We start from the raw sequence: 16,760 nt of genomic DNA, 5'->3' as shown, positions 1-16,760 counted from the left end.
CATACGGGTGATCCGGAAACATTGACGCGGCCCTTATATCGGCGTCATTCACTCGAGACCGCGGATTGTCCTGAACGTTTCGATGAGCCTGTCAGCGCGGCCTCGCCGGCGGTGACCGAGACCGCGGCATTCAGGACATAGTCGATCACAAGCAAGGCGGCCGCCGTCAGCGCCGTCCGGCGGCCCAGGTGCGCCTTGGCGACCGCGTACGCGCCTCCAGTCCGCCGAGCGCGCTGAGCAGGTGCCGCTCGTCGCCCGCGCCGGTATCCGGCGGCTCGGGATCGGCCGCGACAGTCGGAATCGTGCTTTCTGGCTTTCGTGGCTCCTCGATCGTGATGCTGATCGATCGTGAAGCCGCCCGGGGCACCTCCCTCCGCTTCCTACGCACTCTTGATGCCGACGGCACCGCCCTTGACGCGTTCTTGATGACCCGTACAGCGGTTCGGCCCCTGAGGCACCGCCCGTCCGCACAGCCGGACGGCGGGCCTCAGGGGCCGAAGGTGTGCACCCGGTGCCGGTGGCACGCGGCACCGGGTGGTCTGTCGGGCTACCGCCCGGGCTTGCGGCCGTGGTTCGACTTCTTCTTCCGCCGGGCCTTCTTCTTACGGGCGCGCTTGGACATCGTGTTCTTTCTCGTGATCGTCGGGTTGCCGCATCGGGTGGTGCGGTTCAGACCGCCTGGCCGACCAGCTGGTCGGCGAGCTTGGCCAGCCGCTTCAGCGAGCGCTCCTCCTGGGCGGCCTGCGCGGTCGGCGCGATGACGCCACCGTCGAAGTAGGCGCCGTTGGCGACAACCGTCTCCGGCAGGCAGAGCCTGACCACGGCCGCCGCCCCCTCCGCCGCCGGTGCACCGGCTCGCCCGTACAGCGGCAGCAGCGCGGTGTCGCACAGGCCGGGGTTGACACTGACGGCGGTGATGCCGGAACCGGCCGGGGCCATGTCGGCGGTCGCCATGGTGAGCGCCAGCTGCGACTGCGCGTAGGCGGCGACCCGGGAGTACTTCTTCACCCGGTGCGGGTCCGACCAGTTCATCGAGGCGGTGCGGTGCAGGGACGACGACACGTTGACGATCCGGGCATCGCCGGCCGCCGACAGCGGGGCGCGCAACAGCTTGGAAAGCAGGTGCGCGGCCAGGAAGTTGACCTGAAGCGAGACCTCGTTGCCGTCGTCGGTCAGCGTGCAGCGTTCGGGCGCCACCGTGGCGGCGTTGTTGACCAGCAGGTCCAGCGCCGGGTAGTGCTTGACGACGGCGCCGGCCAGCACCGCGACCTCCGACAGGCGAGTGAAGTCGGCTGCCAGCTCGACGAGTTGGTCGCGCCGGACACCCGCGTCGACCAGCCGGGCGACAGCCGCCTCGGCCTCGCCGGTGGTGCGCGCGTGCACGAGCACGGTCGCGCCGTGCCCGGCGAGCAGCCGGGCGGTCTCCCAGCCGATCCCGGACGAGGCGCCGGTGACGAGGGCGGTGCGGGCGGACAGAACAGCGTCGGACATGACCCATCCAAGGGTGGAAAGGCACCGGCGGGGTGCGAAGGCACGGCGGCATGAAGCCGCGGCGCAGACGGGGCCACCGGTGCGAAAGGGTGTGATGCGATGAGAACGCTCGTCCGCCCCCTGCTCTCGGAGCCTGTCGGGCAGGGGACGGACGGCGGTGATCGGCACGGGCACGACGTAACGGCACCGGGCCCGTGCACGCCGCCGGTGACGAGCGGGAAGGAGCTCGGTCCTACCGGACGGCGATGGCGACCGCGACAGCGACGATCCGCGGCCGACTATGCGGCGGGCGGTCGTGGTGGCGTGTCGAGCGGTGCATGTCCCCCATCAAAGCCACCCCCGATGCCGGGGGCAAGCTCGTTCACCCTCCCTGACGAACCCCTGACGGGCTCTCGACGTCTTGTTGATGCGGTGCCCCTGGCACCGGGCCGGGCTTTCGGCACACGCCAAGGCTCCGTCAGCAAGAACCCCCGTCGCTGCCAGGCTTTCGTCAACGAGCCGACATCAACCCACCCCGGTCTGCCGTGCTGGACGGATGTCCGTCACCGTTCTGCCCTCCCATGACTGGTTCACCCCCGAGCAGCCGGGCGCGAGCGTCCTGCCCGCCCACGTCGCGCGGAGTGCCCACGGCGGCTGGTGGGCGGACGACCCCGACACCGTCCGGGCACTACTGGTGCACTGCGGGCCGGAACGGCTGCTGATCGGAGATCCCGAACATCTGGACCCGGACGTCCTTGCCCGCTTCGGACGAGGGCAGTTCCACGCTCCGGACCGCTTCCTCCCCCTGTTGGGACGCACGTTCAGCCACATCACGCCGTGGATCCGCGTGCTGCACGTCCACTCGGAGCGGCCTCGGCCGGTCTCCCGCAATACCGCGGCCTGGGTACGCCCACTTCACGCCACCGATGAGGCGCACCTCGAACGGTTCGCCCGCCGTTCCTCCTCCGCGAACCGCCCTGGCCTCCCGCACTGGGCCGCCGAGACCTGGGGCGGTCATCACGCACTCGCGGCGAGCGGCTTCGCCTGGGGCGCGTTCCTCGGGCCGTACCTGGCCTCGGTCGCCTGTGGCTACCTCGCCGGACGGAACCACCTGGACATCGCAGTGGCGACGGACCCGGCGTTCCGGCGCCTCGACCTCGCACTCGCCTGCGTCCGTGCCGCCACGACCGCCGCCCACGCCCAAGGCCTCACCCCGACCTGGTCGGCGCCGCAGAGCAACCACGCCAGCCGGACCCTCGCCGAAGCCGCGGGCTTCCGACCCGTGCGACAGGAGGTGGTGTACTGGGCCGGCCCGGCACGCACTCTCTGACGAACAGGCGTCCGACAAGACGTCAGGGTGCCGTCAGGGAAACCGTCCTGGGCGCCAAGCCGTCATCAAGACCCGCATGGCGCGTGAAGATCCGGTGCTTCGCTCTCCGGCGTTACCGTCACTCCCCCGAACCGCCGCCCCACCCGACCGGGCGGCCCGGAAGGTCCCCGAGACGATGCGCCGTTCGGCTCTCACCACCCCGGACACCACCTCCGATCAGCAGAACTGGTTCCGCCGCCCGGAGCGGAGCCCGGCGCCGGCACCCGAGCCGCCGCCGAGCCACCGGCCCACGTCACCGGGAGGCCGACGCCGGCTCATCACCCGGCGGCAGCTGGCCGAGGCGCTGCCCGCCGCCGTCCGCAAGCTCCACCCGCGCGTCATGATGCGCAACCCGGTGATGCTGGTGGTCGAGACCGGCTCCGCGCTCACCACCATCAGCGCGGTGCTCCACCCCGGTGTCTTCGCCTGGGTCATCTCCTTCTGGCTCTGGCTGACCGTGCTCTTCGCCAACCTCGCCGAGGCCGTCGCCGAGAGCCGCGGCAAGGCGCAGGCCGACTCGCTGCGCCGCGCCCAGGCGGGCACCACCGCGCGGCGGCTGCTGCACTGGCGGGTCGGCACCCGCGACCACCGCCACGAGGTCATCCCCGCCGAGCAGTTACTGCTGCACGACATCGTGCTGGTGGCGGCCGGCGAGGTGATCCCGCAGGACGGCGAGGTGGTCGAGGGGGTCGCCACCGTCGACGAATCGGCGATCACCGGGGAGTCCGCACCCGTCATCCGGGAGTCCGGCGGCGACCGCACCGGCGTCACCGGCGGCACCAAGGTGCTCTCGGACCACCTCGTCGTCCGGGTCACCTCCCGGCCCGGGCAGAGCTTCGTCGACCGGATGATCTCCCTGGTCGAGGGCGCGAACCGGCAGAAGACCCCGAACGAGATCGCGCTCAACATCCTGCTCGCCTCGCTCACCATCGTCTTCCTGCTCTCGGTGGTCTCGCTCCAGCCGATGGCCCTCTACGCGAACGCGCCCCAGACCACCATCGTGCTGGTCGCGCTGATGGTCGCGCTGATCCCGACCACGATCGGCGCTCTGCTCTCGGCGATCGGCATCGCCGGGATGGACCGCCTGGTGCAGCGCAACGTGGTCGCCCTCTCCGGCCGCGCGGTGGAGGCCGCCGGGGACGTCGACGTGCTGCTGCTCGACAAGACCGGCACCATCACCCACGGCAACCGCCGGGCCGTCGCCCTGCACCCGCTGCCCGGCGCGACCACCGAACAGCTCGCCGAAGCGGCCCAGTTGGCCTCCGTCGCGGACGAGACCCCGGAGGGCCGGTCGCTCGTCGAGCTGACGAACCGCCAGTACTGGGTGCCGCCCCGCTCCCCCGGTGAACTCGGCGAGCAGCAGCCCGTCCCGTTCACCGCACACAGCCGGATGAGCGGCGTCGACCTCACCTGGCCCGACGGCACCGTCTGCCTGATCCGCAAGGGCGCCGCGAGCGCCGTCGCCCGCTGGGTCGTCGACTCCGGCGGACGGCTCCCGATCGAGGCCAAGCCGCTCGTCGACCGCATCGCCGAGGCCGGCGGCACCCCGCTGCTGGTCGCCGTCCATGACCGGCACGGCGCCCGCGCGCTCGGCGTCGTCGAACTCAAGGACGTGGTGAAGGAGGGCATCGCCGAACGCTTCGCCGAACTGCGCCGGATGGGCATCCGCACGGTCATGGTCACCGGCGACAACCCGCTCACCGCCAAGGCCATCGCCGCGGAGGCCGGGGTGGACGACTTCCTCGCCGAGGCCACCCCCGAGGACAAGCTCGCCCACCTGCGGCGCGAACAGGCCGCCGGGAACATGGTCGCCATGACCGGCGACGGCACCAACGACGCCCCCGCCCTCGCCCAGGCCGACGTCGGCGTCGCGATGAACTCCGGCACCCCGGCCGCCAAGGAGGCCGGCAACATGGTCGACCTCGACTCCAACCCGGCCAAACTGATCGACATCATCCGGGTCGGCAAGCAACTCCTCATCACCCGCGGAGCGTTGACCACCTTCTCGATCACCAACGACGTCGCCAAGTTCTTCGCGATCATCCCCGCGATGTTCGCGAACGCCTACCCCGGACTGCACCACCTCAACATCATGGAACTGCACAGCCCCACCTCGGCCATCGCCTCCGCGATCATCTTCAACGCGCTGATCATCGTCGCCCTGATCCCCCTCGCCCTGCGCGGCGTCCGCTACCAGCCCGCCTCCGCCACCGACCTGCTCCGCCGCAACCTGCGCGTCTACGGGCTCGGCGGGCTGGTGCTGCCCTTCCTCGGCATCAAGGCGATCGACCTGCTGATCCAGTTCGTGCCCGGGCTCGGATAGCAGACCGGCCCGCCGCCTCCGGAACGACGCCGAGGCGGCGGGCATCAACCGGTGTGACGCTCGGCCCCTTCGCCGACCGGAAGGCGCTCGACGCGGATCGCCCGACGCGGAATCGCAGCAGGCAGGGAGAGCACCAAGGCAGCGGCAGTGAAGAGAACGAAGTGCTCGCTCTCGATCCCCACGCCGGACCAGCCGAGTTCGGCATGGTGGTGCTCGACGAAGGCGTTGCAACACAACCACGCCGCCAGGCCGACCAGTGGCGCGGCCAGGGGCCGGGAGAAGGCTCCTGCCAGCGCGGCCAGGCTGACGTACGCGATGTACGGCAACCAGCCGGCGTGGAGCTCGCCCAGCCAACCGAGGCCGAGTGCGAGCGCGCCCCCTGCGACCAGGGCCACGGTGCCCGACACCGGGACCGGCAGGCGGTCGAGGACGGGATGGTAGCGACGGCCACCGGGGCGGGCGGAGTACATGCGCATCGTCCTGTCCCAGCTTCGCCGCGAGTTCGTTCGAGGCCAGCAAACCCACGGGCCCACGGCCCCTCGCCCCGCGTTGACGAGATCCTTACGCCGACGCCCGGATTCACAACGCGATCTTGACGCCCCGCGTCGCCAACCGATCCGCGCCATGGGATCAGGCCACCGCACGGACCAGGCTGATCACGTACGCGGTGCCGCCGCCGGGTGCCTCCTCGACGGCCAGCTCGACGTTCATCGCCTCCACGAAGCCCCGCACCACCGCCGGCCCGGTCTCCTCCCGACCGACAGCCTCGCCTCCGTGCACGGTGACCCGGACGTCCACTCGCCCGGCCACCTGGCCGGCGTCGACCACCACCGGCCCTGCTCCCGCCGCCCCGAGTGCCAGGAGGTCCGCGAACGCCCGCTCCAGGAGCCCGGGATCGGCGAGCACCCGCGGCAGCTCCGACTCCAACTCGATGCGCACGCCGGTCAGTCCCTCGGCAGCGGCCCGCACCACCTCGGCCACCGCCGTCGGCCGCAGCACCACCGGCATCACCCCGGCCCGCAGCCGACTCAGATCCAGCAGGTTGGCGATCAGCCGCTCCATCCGTTCGACCTCGGCGCCGATCCGCCGCCCGTCCGGGTCCGGCATCCGTTCCGCTTCCCGGCGCACCGCTGCCAGCGGCGTGCGCAGGTCCTCTCCGACGGCTTCCAGCAACGCCGTGTGCAGCGCGTCGGCGTGCGCGAGGACCTCGGCCGCCGATGCTTGCGCGACCAGCCGCTCACGCTCCCGGGCCAGCTTCAACTGGGTGACGTACGGCCCGAGCAACCGGGTGTCCTCCTCGGTGAATGGCGTACCCCGCAGGACGAGGACCGCCTCGTCCCCCAGGTCGACGGAGAACGACGCCTCGTCGGGCAGCAGCGGCACCTCCGCCCCGGCCGAAGCCGCCGGTTGCCAGAGCGCGCCCGTACGAACGAGTACGGCGGCCGCGTCCAGCCCGAAGACCTGCCGAAGCTCGGCCACCAGATCGGACGACACCCGTGCCCCGGATTCCACCGTCTCCCCCGCCAGCCTGGTGAGGACGGCCGCCTCCGCGCGCGCCCGGTCCGCCTGCTGCGAGCGGCGCGTCAGGCCGTCGATCAGGTGGGAGATCACCCCGGCCACCGCGAGGAACACCAGCAGCGCCGCGACGTCAGCGCCCTGCTCCACCGTCAGGCTGTGCCAGGGCGTGGTGAAGAAGTAGTCCGCCGCGAGTGCGCCCGCTGCCGTGCTGCCCGCCGCGGGTAGCAGCCCACCCAGCCGAGCCGTCCCCGCCACCACCAGCAGCAGGCACAGCAGCACGCCGGGCAGGCCGAGCGAGTCGCGCAGCGGCGACAGCGCCCAGACCAGCGCGATCGCTCCGGCTGGTCCGAGCAGCCACGCCAGTCGGCGCCGCCGGACCGGCACGAGTGCCGGGCGGCGTCTGCGCGGCGCGGGCGGCACCGTCAGTAGTCCCGGCTCCGGCGGCGGCAGCACGCGCACATCGATCGGGCCGGCCAGCCGGATCACCCGGTTGATCACCGAGCCGGATACCAGCTCACGCAGCCTGCTGCGGCTGGTCGGCCCCAGCAGGAGTTGCGTGGCGCTCTCCGTCCGGGCGAAGTCCACCAGAGCCCGCGCGACGTCGCTGCCGCTCACCTCCACGTAGGTGCCGCGCAGCTCCCGGAGCAGTTCCCGTTGCGGCGCCAGGCCCGGCGGCTCGCGCTCGACCGTGCCGTCGTCCAGGCGGACGTGCACGCCGAGGAGGTCCCCGTGGACCCGGGCCGCGGTGCGGGCTCCCCGGCGGATCAGGTGCTCGCCCTGCGGTGCGCCGTTGAGGGCGACCATGATCCGTTCCTTGGTCTCCCAGGGCGCCCGGATGCCGTGCCGGGCCCGGTAGTCCGCCAGCTCCTCCTCCACCCGGTCCGCGAGCCACAGCAACGCCAGTTCCCGCAGGGCGCCCAGGTTGCCGGCCCGAAAGTAGTGGTCCAGCGCCACGTCGATCCGGTCCGGCGGGTAGACCTCCCCCTGCGCCATCCGGGTGCGCAGCGCCTGCGGGCTGAGGTCGACCAACTCGATCCGGTCGGCGGCCCGGACCACGTCGTCCGGGATCGTCTCGCGCTGGGCGACGCCGGTGATCTGCTCGACGACGTCGTTCAGGCTTTCCAGGTGCTGGATGTTGAGCGTCGTCGCCACGTCGATCCCGGCGTCCAGCAGCTCCCGCACGTCCTGCCAGCGCTTCTCGTTCCGCCCGCCGGGCACGTTGGTGTGGGCGAGCTCGTCCACCAGCGCGAGCGCCGGGCGGCGCGCCAGCAGTGCGTCCAGATCGAGCTCCGTCAGCTCCACGCCCCGGTACGACACGGGCCGCCGGGGCAGCACGGGCAGGTCCCTCAGCTGGTTCTCCGTCCCGTGCCGGCCGTACGTCTCGACCAGGCCGACCACCACGTCCAGCCCCTCGCCGCGCAGCCGCCGCCCCTCCCGGAGCATGGCGTACGTCTTCCCCACCCCCGGCGCCGCTCCCAGGAACACCCGCAGCTTCCCGGCCACCGCCGTCCCGCCGTCTCTCTCCGTCTCCGGTTCCATGTTCCGCCCTAGCCGACGTGGACGCGCGGGCGCCGGGAACGGTCCGGCTCCGCCTCGCGCAGCACCTCGCGGGTGACCGGGGCCACCTCGCCCTGGCCGAACAGGAAGAAGCGCAGGAAGTGGCCGACCGGGCCGCCTTCGGTCCACTCGAAGTAGATGTGCGGGATCTGCCCCGTACGGTCCCGGATCGTCATCAACAGGGCCGCCAACGCGTTCGGGACGCTGGAGCTCTCCAGCGACAGCACCCGGTAGCGGTCGTGCAGGACCTCGCCGCGCACGTCCAGCACCGCCTCGAACTCGGACGGGTCCCGAACCGTCACCTCGACGAAGACCAGGTCGACGTCGGCCGGGATGTCGTGGTGCTCCCGGAGCTCCCGCTTCTTCTCCTGGTACTCCGCCAGGTCACGGCTGTTCGGCTCGTTGGCGATCAGCCGCATCGGCCGGTAGGTGTAGTCGCGAACGAACCGCTCGGCCGCCTCGTCCAGCACCACGTCGGTGACCCTCAACTCGAACGCCCGCCTGAGCCTGGAGAGGAAGGAGACCAGGATGATCCCGCCGATGAAGCAGGCGCCGATCTTCACCCCGTCCGGACGTTCGGCGATGTTCGTGCCCGTCGTGTACAGGAACACCGCCGCGATCACGGCGAAGCCGATGGTCCAGTTGCGCTGCCGAGCCTTGTGCGCGGCGATGGTGACGGCAATGGCGGCCGAGGAGATCAGCACCAGCACGCCGGTCGCGTACGCGCCGCTCTGGGCGTCCACGTTCGCGTCGAAGATCCAGGTGACCAGGAACCCGATCAGCGTCAGCACGATCACCATCGGCCGCACCGCCCGTGCCCAGTGGGGCGCCATGCCGTAGCGCGGCAGGTACCGGGGCAGCAGGTTGAGCATGCCGGCCATCGCGGAGGCGCCGGCGAACCAGAGGATCGCGATGGTCGACAGGTCGTAGACGCTGCCGAAGCCGCTGCCCAGGTTCTGGTGGGCCAGGTAAGCCAAGGCGCGGCCGTTGGCCTGCCCGCCCGCCTCGAACGCGGCCTTGGGGATCAGGACCGTGGTGATGAAACTCGTCGTGATCAGGAACGCACTCATGATCAGCGCGGCGGTGGTGAGCAGCTTGCGCGCGCCGCGGATCCGACCGACGGGCTTCTCTTCGGTGTCCTCGGGATCGCCCTCGATGTGCGGCATCACCGCGACGCCGGTCTCGAAGCCGGACAGACCCAGCGCCAGCTTCGGGAAGACGATCAGCGCGACGCCGATCATCGCGATCACGTTGCCGTGCTCGGCGGTCAGCGCGTCCGCCCAGTCCGTGACCACGTCCGGGTTCTCCAGCACGTGCCAGAGCCCGTTCACCACGACGACGACGTTGAGCGCCAGGTAGACCACGACCAGGACGACCGCCAGGCCGATCGCCTCGCTGAACCCCTTGAGGAAGACCGCGCCAAGCAGGGCGACAAGGATCAGCGTGATCAACATCTGCTTGCCGGACAGCGCGCTGTGCAGACTCGGGTTCTCCACCAGGTGCGCGGTCGCGTCCGCCGCCGACAGGGTAATGGTGATCATGAAGTCCGTCGCCGCGAACCCCAGCAGCGCCAGCACGAACAGCTTCCCCTGCCAGAACGACAGCAGCCGCTCCAGCATCGCGATCGAGCCCTCACCGTGCGGGCTCTCCTTCGCGACCCGCCGGTAGACCGGCAGCGCGCCGAACAGCGTCACGATCACCAGCACGACCGTCGCCACCGGCGACAGCAGCCCGGCCGCGAGAGCCGCGATGCCGGGCTGATAACCGAGCGTCGAGAAGTAGTCCAGGCCGGTCAGGCACATCACCCGCCACCACCGCTGGCCCTTGTGCTCGACCGGCGCCTCCGCGTGCGGCCCCGGATACTGCTTGGCCATGTCGGCCAGGCCCTCCAGCAGCCACGCCCGGAACCTCGTCCGCCGCGTCGACGCAGCCGCACCCGACGAACTCACCCTGCGCCCCTGTCCACGTCCCCGAACCGGCGCCACCGAGGCGGCGGCAGGGCGCAAGGCTACGCGACAGCCGCTCCGCTTCCTGGAACCGTCCACGCGGGTTCGCCCCGTTGGCGCAGCGGCCGACAGACGCCCACTCAGCGCGTACCGTCTCCGGAATCAACACCTCGTCAAGATGCGGGGAGAGACGCATCAAGGTCGCGGCGTCAGGCCTTCGACGCGTCGCGTCCTCCGCACCGACCCGCTAGCGTGGGCCGCTTCCCGGCCGAGATCCGATCGAGGAGCACAGCGCCGTGTCCGACGACTTCGCTCACCGGCACGTTCCCACCGAGTACTCGGAGCAGGTCGCCGAGGCGGTCGCGCGGCAACGGTTGGGCGACCATCGGGCGACCTACCTTCCGACCCTGCCCTCGCCGACTGTTCAGCGGTCGGACCTCGTCACCGTGTCCGTGCTCCTCGCCCTGCTGGTGTCCGCCGGCATCGCCCTGGCTCGTACGTCTCCCGCCTTACTCCTCGTCTTCCTGCCGCCCGTCGCGGTCCTCCTGCTCTTCAGGGTCCTGCGCGAGAGGCACAACAGGAGTACCAGGAAGAACGCCGGCCTTCACCTCCACGAGCACGGCCTGGTCGTCGTCGTAGGGGGCAAGCTCAGGGCACTGCGGTGGGACACGATGACGGTGCACCAGAACATCGGCCGTTACCACACCTTCGGCCGGAGCAACCGCGTCAAACACGCCTACACGTTACGTGACGGCGAAGGCCAGGAAATCACCCTCCGCGAAGGGTTCCCGAACCCCGAAGACTGGGGTCCACGAATCCAGCAGGCCGTGACCGAGGCGCAGCTGGCGGACGCGCTCATCGCACTCCGGGCAGGCAAAACCATGCCGTTCGGCGGCTTCCTGGTGAGCCGGAGCGGCGTGGCGGCGGGGCGGAAACAGGTCTCCTGGTCGCAGGTGCAAGGCGTCCACACGAGGCGGGGACTCGTCCGCATCGAGGCCGCCGGGAAGCCGACCAACCTGACCGGCGACCCGGTATGGATGTTCCCGAACCTGCAGCTCTTCGCCGCACTGGTCGAGCAGCTACGCCGGTAGCCGGTTCCCGTCCGGTCCGACGGCAGGCCACCCTCGCCGCTCTCACCCCGCGCGGCAGGATGTCCGCCTTCGGCGCCGTCACCGGGGTCGACGGGCTCGTGCCCATCACCAGCCTGCTCGCCGGGTCGAAGGCCGTCAGCGGCTTCTGGCTCCCGAACCTCTACCCCTCGCGCACGCACCTCAAGGACTCGATGTCCGCGCTGTTCGCGGCGGTCTCCGACGGCTGGCTCAAGCCGCTCAACGGCCCGGTCTACAAGCTCGGCCAGGCCCGCCAGGCCCACCACGACCTCACCGCCCGCCGCACCACCGGCAAGGTCGTCCTTGACGTCGATTGTTGACCGAGCGCCCACCCTCACTTCGCGCTTGCCCGCACCCGACGGGGTAATCGCAGGACGCCGCCCTCGCGCCGCCGAACGGCGCGATGAGGTGTGCGTTCAGGACCCGGACGGCAGCGTGCCGGTCCTGGCCCTCGATCACCGATCACCTCCCGATGCGGAGACCGCGGCTTGGCCGTCCCCGGTCTCCTGCTCCGCCCAGACCAGCGGGTGGGCGCCGGCGTGCCGGGCGAAGGCGTCCTTGCCCTGGTGCAGCACCAGGAGCAGGCGGCAGATCGGCGCCCATGTACTGGTGCCGAACGAGGGAGGCATGCGAAGGCTCCTGTCATGTCGGTGAATCCGTCATGAACAAGGTCGAGCCGTTGCAAGTCCAGAACTAACACAACTCTGTATCAGTCCGCCGTCACATCCCGATCCAGGAGGCGAAGTTCGACATTGGCTCCGGGAGTCGCCGCTGTGCTCGCAGCAGCCCGGCCATCGTCTCGCGCACGGTGGGGCTGTGCCGAGACAGCTGCGGAGCGAGGCGGCGCCCTCCACCACCGGCCTGAAGGTCACCTGCGGCCCGGTCGCCGAGCCCGCCACCGAAGAGGTCTGCGCCCACCTCGACGGCCGCCGCATCGCCACCGGCCAGACCAAGTTCGGCGCGGTGATCGGTGACGGCGTGATCGTCCCCGCCGGCACCGTGCTCCAGCCCGCCACCCTCATCGGCGCCCACACCACCCTCTACCCCCGAACCCAGATCGGCGGGTTCTTCCCCGCCGGAAGCCAGGGAAGGTGACCATGACCGCCACCACGACCACCGACCGGCTCACCCTGCGGATCACCGGCGGCCACCCGCTGCTACGCCGCCGCCATCCTCGCCGACCGGCCGCTCACCCTCGCCGGTGCCCCCGCGATCCTCGACACCGGCGTCTGCGCCGAGATCCTCCACCGCACCGGCACCCGAGCCACCATCAGCGACGGCGAGTTCGAGACCCGGCCTGCCGACTCCTACTTCCCGGTCATCCCGGACGACCTCGGGCGTCGCATCCGCACCACCGCGGTCATGGCAGCCGCCCTGCTGGCCCGCACCGGCAAGGTCACCTTCCCGCTGCCCGGAGGCGACGCCTTCTGCGCCCGCTACATCGACCTGCACCTGGCCGCCATGGAAGCCGCCGGCGCCGAGGTCGAGGTCAACCGGGGACGCGTTCGTGCCCGTTTCCTTGACTCGAAGCGCCTGCCGTTCATCACCACCGTCAGCACCAAGAAGTGGGGCCCGAGCCTGGGAGCAACGGTCACCGCGATGCTGCTGGCCGCCCGCACCCCCGGCACCTCGTCGATCCTCGGACCGAGCATCGAACCCGAGGTCACGGTCACCGCCGAGTTGCTCGCCCGCTCCGGCGTCGGCATCACCTGGCAGGGCAACGAGGCCCTGCACGTCACCGGTACCGACCACATCGCCGGCGGCGTCTTCCGGGTGCCGCCCGACCGGCTGGAGGCCGCCACCCTGGCGCTCGCGGCTGCGATCACCGGAGGAAGCGTCCACCTCGACGCCTTCCCGCCCGACGGATTCCCGGCGGGCCTGGTGTCGGTCTTCGCCGACGCCGGGATCCTCCTCACCGCCGAGCATGGCGGAACGACGGTGACCGTGCCGGAAGGGCTGCGAGCGGTGGAGATGGCCACCGGCCCCCACCCGGGTTACCCGACCGACGTCCAGCCCCAGCTGACCGCCGTCCTCACCCAGGCCGCCGGACCGTCGCGGATCGACGAGCGGATCTACAGCCGGCGCGACAGCCACCTCGCCGCGCTGCGGGCGTTCGGCGCGGCCGTCAACGCGGAGGGACCGGCGATCACCGTCGAGGGGCCGTCTCGCCTCCTTGCCGCTGACGTGGCGGGCGAGGACATCCGGGCCGTGACGGCTCTCATGCTCGCCGCCTTGGCCGCCGAGGGCACCTCTACGATCCGTGGCATGTACCACCTCCGGCGCGGCTACGGCGACCTGCCGCCCAAACTGGCCGCGCTCGGTGCCGATCTGACGATCAACCAGGAGCTTCCGTGACGACCACCCGACTGTGGAACCCGGACACTATCGCCGAACTGCGCCAGTGCCTCGACCTGTTGGTCGACGACGGCGCCCTGCCCGGCGGCGTCATCGCCCATGGCACCCGAAATGACCTGCCCGCCTTCACCGCCTCCGGCCTCGTCGCGCCCGAGTGCGGGGACGCCCGCCCCGGCCCGGACACGCTCTACGACGCCGCGTCGCTCACCAAGGTGCTGTCCACCTGGCCGCTGATCGGCCTCGCCGACGGCATCTCCGTGGACACGCCGGTCCGAGACCTGCTGCCCGGCGTGCCGGAGCAGGCGCCCGGCGCGAACGTGACGGTCGGACAGATCCTCGCTCACACCTCCGGCCTGCGGGCCGAGACCCGCCTCGACCAGTACCGAGGCCGTACCGAACACCTGGCCGAGCTGATCTGCGACGAACCGCTGACCGCCGGACCCGGTGCCGGCCACCAGTACATCAACCGCGGGTTCATCCTCCTCGGCCTCGCGCTCGCCCACGTCCACGGCCGCCGCCTGGACGAGCTCGCCGCCGACCTCTGGCAGTCCCTCGGCATGACCCGCACCACCTACGGACCCGTCAGCCGGTCCGCCGACGTCGCCCCGACCGAGCAGCGCCTCCCCGGTGGCCCTCGCCTGTGGGGCATCCCGCACGACGACAACGCCACCCTGCTCGGCGGCGTCGCCGGCCACGCCGGGGTCTTCACCACCCCGGCCGACCTGGCGAAGTTCGCGGACCGCCTCCTCACCGCATATGACGACGGGCACGGCCTGGGGGCCTGGCTGCGCACCAGCATGGAGCCGAAGACCGAGATCGAGCCCGGCCTCCACCGGGGCCTGGCCTGGATCCTCGCCGACGACGGCCGGGTCGCCTACCACCACGGCTTCACCGGCACCAGCCTCTACCTCGCCCCGGCCACCGGCCGTTACCTGGCCATCTGCGCCAACGCCGTCTACCACCACCAGGACAACCGCACCCGCCTCGCCCCGCTCCGCAACCTCGCACTCAAGGCCGTCACCGCCGACTGAGAGGACCCCTGCCGTGCCCCAGGTCACGCTCGCATCGCTGACCACCCTCCGGCTCGGCGGGCCCGCCGGGACCGTCCTGAACCTCTCCGACCCCGCGGACTGGCCCGACACCGCCCGTGCGATCAGCGCCCAGGAGCGCATGGTCGTGGAGTCCACCGAGGCGGCCCGAGCAATCCATCAGCGCGGGCGGGGCTGGCGTGGCCGTCGCGGCAGCGGGACGGTGGAGGCGCGTGCGAGTCTGCGGAATGGGGCGTGCAGCCCGCGACCCGCCGGCCAGCCGCGCGCTCTTCGCCGACCACGACTACGAGTTCTACCGCTCCCTCGGCGCACTCGGCCTGGTCGACGCCTACCGCCGAACCCACGGAGGGCATCGACCTCACCTGGTACGGACCCCAGGGAGGCCAGCGCCTCGACCACGTCTGACCGGACCCGCCCGCGCCCGCTGAGCACTCGGCCTCGACCGACGAGCCGGCTGTCGTCAAGGAGTCGCCAAGACCCGATCCCCGGGCGTCATGGTTCTGTCAGCGGTTGTCCGCCCGCAGCGGCTGCGGACTTCACTGGACGTGCGGGCCGACAGCAGCCCGCACGATGAAGGAGTTGAACGGCCATGACCGGCGCCACGCGTGTGATCGTCGGACTCGACGGGTCCTTGGGCAGTCTCGCCGCCCTGCACCGCGCGGTGACGGAGGCGACCGCGCGCAGAGCGGTCCTCGTGCCGGTGACCGCCTGGCAGCCGTCCGACACGGACGGACTGCGCCCGCTCTCCGAGCTGGAACACGCAGCCCGCCGACGCCTCGACACCGCCTTCGAGCAGGCCTTCGGCGGCTACCCCGCCCACCTGGTCGTCCACCCCGTGGTTGTCCGCGGCGAGGCCGGCCCCGCCTTGGTCTCCGCCGTGACCTCCCCGAGTGACCTGGTCGTGGTCGGCGCCGCCGGCCACGCACGGTTGCGGCACGCCCTGCACGGATCCGTCGCCCACTACTGCCGTACGCACGCCGGGTGCCCGGTGGTCACCGTCCGACCGTCGGACCTGCTGCGCAGCCTGGAGTCCGCCGCCCGAAGCGGCGCGCCGATCCCCCTCGCCACTGGGGTGCGGCGGGCCGCCTAACCGGGGCTTGCCGCCACGGCCCGGCGGAGGCCGAAGACGAAGGTCGTACCGCCGCCGGGGGTGCTCTCGACGGTCAGCTCGCCGCCCATCGCCTCGGTGAAGCCCTTGGCGACGGTCAGGCCGAGCCCGACGTCCGCGACCCGGCCGCCGGGCCCGTAGCGGCTGCGGTGGAAGGGCTCGAAGAGGTGCTCGCGCTCCTGGTCGCCGATGCCGGGGCCGTGGTCGACGACCCGCACGTCCACCCGGTCCGCCACGGCGCCCGCGTCCACCCGGACCGGGGCGCCGGGCGGTGACCAGGTCAGCGCGTTGGCCAGGACGTTCGCCAGCGCCCGCTCCAGCAGCCCGGCGTCGGCCTCCACCCGCGGGAGCCCCTCGGGGAGGTCGAGGACCACGGGCGGGCCACCGGACGGGAGGCTGCCGACGGCCGCGACCAGGACGTCCGCCAGGTCGGTCGGCCAGAGGGTCACCGGCACCCGCCCGGCCTGGAGGCGGCTCAGGTCGAGCAGGTTGGCGACCATGCGGTTCAGCCGGTCCGCCTCGGCGTCGATGATCACCGAGAGGTGGCGGACGTCCTCCGGCGGCCAGTCGACCTCCTCGGAACAGAGACTCGAAGCCGACGCCTTGATCCCTGCCAGCGGCTCGCGCAAGTCGTGGGCCACGGCCTCCAGCAGGGTGGCGTGCAGGGCCAGCTCCATGATCCCCCGGTGCGGGGCGCAGAGCACGACCGCACCGGCAGACGGGCGAGCAGCAGGTCCGCCGCCGACCTGGCCGACACCATCCACCCGCCTTGCCCGACGCTACGTCAGAAGAGTCAGCAAGAGGTCAGCATCCATCCGAGCAGACCCTGTCAAACGCTCTCGAACATGAGAACCGAGAAGGCCTCACCTCAGCTGCTCGCGCACCACCGGCGACCCCCTGAACCACCCCTCGACCCGTCGGCCGGGCAACACCCCTACATGCCGGTCAGCAGAGAC

Annotated in this window: 14 protein-coding genes and 1 pseudogene; 8 read left to right on the top strand and 7 right to left on the bottom strand. The window is 71.7% G+C overall.

The window, feature by feature from the left end:
• Positions 1 to 547: 547 nt before the first annotated feature.
• Together ACZ52R_RS14070 and ACZ52R_RS14065 are read right to left on the bottom strand one after the other, a co-directional pair.
• Positions 548 to 622 carry a 50S ribosomal protein bL37 gene (locus ACZ52R_RS14070; RefSeq protein WP_465753522.1) on the bottom strand — a complete coding sequence of 25 codons (75 nt, stop codon included), beginning with the start codon at positions 620 to 622 and terminating at the stop codon, positions 548 to 550.
• A 47-nt stretch (positions 623 to 669) separates the two neighbouring features.
• Positions 670 to 1,491, bottom strand: coding sequence for an SDR family NAD(P)-dependent oxidoreductase (locus ACZ52R_RS14065; protein WP_465753511.1), 822 nt, complete (start codon positions 1,489 to 1,491; stop codon positions 670 to 672).
• Positions 1,492 to 2,026: 535 nt separating this feature from the next.
• Here ACZ52R_RS14065 and ACZ52R_RS14060 point away from each other — a divergent pair.
• Positions 2,027 to 2,800: a GNAT family N-acetyltransferase gene (locus ACZ52R_RS14060; RefSeq protein ID WP_465753510.1), complete on the top strand. Its 774-nt coding sequence runs from the start codon at positions 2,027 to 2,029 to the stop codon at positions 2,798 to 2,800.
• A gap of 175 nt (positions 2,801 to 2,975) precedes the next feature.
• Positions 2,976 to 5,162 carry a potassium-transporting ATPase subunit KdpB gene (kdpB, locus tag ACZ52R_RS14055; RefSeq protein ID WP_465617188.1) on the top strand — a complete coding sequence of 729 codons (2,187 nt, stop codon included), beginning with the start codon at positions 2,976 to 2,978 and terminating at the stop codon, positions 5,160 to 5,162.
• A gap of 44 nt (positions 5,163 to 5,206) precedes the next feature.
• Here kdpB and ACZ52R_RS14050 read toward each other — a convergent pair whose 3' ends face one another.
• The 3 genes from ACZ52R_RS14050 to ACZ52R_RS14040 all read right to left on the bottom strand — a co-directional run bounded on the left by ACZ52R_RS14050 (position 5,207) and on the right by ACZ52R_RS14040 (position 10,111).
• A complete protein-coding gene (locus tag ACZ52R_RS14050) occupies positions 5,207 to 5,632 on the bottom strand; it encodes a hypothetical protein (protein WP_465661898.1) in 426 nt (141 codons plus the stop codon).
• 160 nt (positions 5,633 to 5,792) lie between these two features.
• On the bottom strand, positions 5,793 to 8,219 hold the full coding sequence (locus ACZ52R_RS14045) for a DUF4118 domain-containing protein (RefSeq protein ID WP_465617184.1): 2,427 nt from the start codon (positions 8,217 to 8,219) through the stop codon (positions 5,793 to 5,795).
• Positions 8,220 to 8,227: 8 nt separating this feature from the next.
• Positions 8,228 to 10,111, bottom strand: a complete 1,884-nt coding sequence (locus ACZ52R_RS14040) for an APC family permease (RefSeq protein WP_465661894.1) — start codon at positions 10,109 to 10,111, stop codon at positions 8,228 to 8,230.
• 368 nt (positions 10,112 to 10,479) lie between these two features.
• Between ACZ52R_RS14040 and ACZ52R_RS14035 the strand changes: the two genes are divergently transcribed.
• Both ACZ52R_RS14035 and ACZ52R_RS14030 read left to right on the top strand, forming a co-directional pair.
• Complete coding sequence (locus tag ACZ52R_RS14035; protein ID WP_465617180.1) at positions 10,480 to 11,274, top strand: DUF6585 family protein; 795 nt, start codon at positions 10,480 to 10,482, stop codon at positions 11,272 to 11,274.
• A complete protein-coding gene (locus ACZ52R_RS14030) occupies positions 11,217 to 11,612 on the top strand; it encodes a zinc-binding dehydrogenase (protein ID WP_465661892.1) in 396 nt (131 codons plus the stop codon). Before ACZ52R_RS14035 ends, ACZ52R_RS14030 begins: the two co-directional genes overlap by 58 nt.
• A 135-nt stretch (positions 11,613 to 11,747) precedes the next feature.
• On the opposite strand, the gene ACZ52R_RS14025 is transcribed toward ACZ52R_RS14030, so the two are convergent.
• Entirely contained in the window at positions 11,748 to 11,921 is a 174-nt protein-coding gene (locus tag ACZ52R_RS14025) for a hypothetical protein (RefSeq protein WP_465617176.1), read from the bottom strand.
• 187 nt (positions 11,922 to 12,108) lie between these two features.
• Between ACZ52R_RS14025 and ACZ52R_RS14020 the strand changes: the two genes are divergently transcribed.
• From ACZ52R_RS14020 to ACZ52R_RS14005, 4 genes and pseudogenes are all read left to right on the top strand, one after another.
• A complete protein-coding gene (locus ACZ52R_RS14020) occupies positions 12,109 to 12,387 on the top strand; it encodes a hypothetical protein (protein ID WP_465617174.1) in 279 nt (92 codons plus the stop codon).
• A 60-nt stretch (positions 12,388 to 12,447) separates the two neighbouring features.
• Positions 12,448 to 13,647 (top strand): annotated as a pseudogene (locus ACZ52R_RS14015) (UDP-N-acetylglucosamine 1-carboxyvinyltransferase); the annotation flags it as partial.
• Positions 13,644 to 14,678, top strand: coding sequence for a serine hydrolase domain-containing protein (locus tag ACZ52R_RS14010; RefSeq protein WP_465753509.1), 1,035 nt, complete (start codon positions 13,644 to 13,646; stop codon positions 14,676 to 14,678). The pseudogene ACZ52R_RS14015 and the gene ACZ52R_RS14010, both read left to right, overlap by 4 nt.
• A gap of 607 nt (positions 14,679 to 15,285) precedes the next feature.
• Entirely contained in the window at positions 15,286 to 15,786 is a 501-nt protein-coding gene (locus ACZ52R_RS14005; RefSeq protein ID WP_465753508.1) for a universal stress protein, read from the top strand.
• Here ACZ52R_RS14005 and ACZ52R_RS14000 read toward each other — a convergent pair.
• Complete coding sequence (locus tag ACZ52R_RS14000) at positions 15,783 to 16,481, bottom strand: sensor histidine kinase (protein ID WP_465753507.1); 699 nt, start codon at positions 16,479 to 16,481, stop codon at positions 15,783 to 15,785. The two genes, ACZ52R_RS14005 and ACZ52R_RS14000, sit on opposite strands and share 4 nt — an antisense overlap.
• Positions 16,482 to 16,760: the final 279 nt, after the last annotated feature.

This window comes from Kitasatospora sp. NPDC034023 (assembly GCF_055575795.1).
This window is presented reverse-complemented; position numbering and strand designations above follow the sequence as displayed.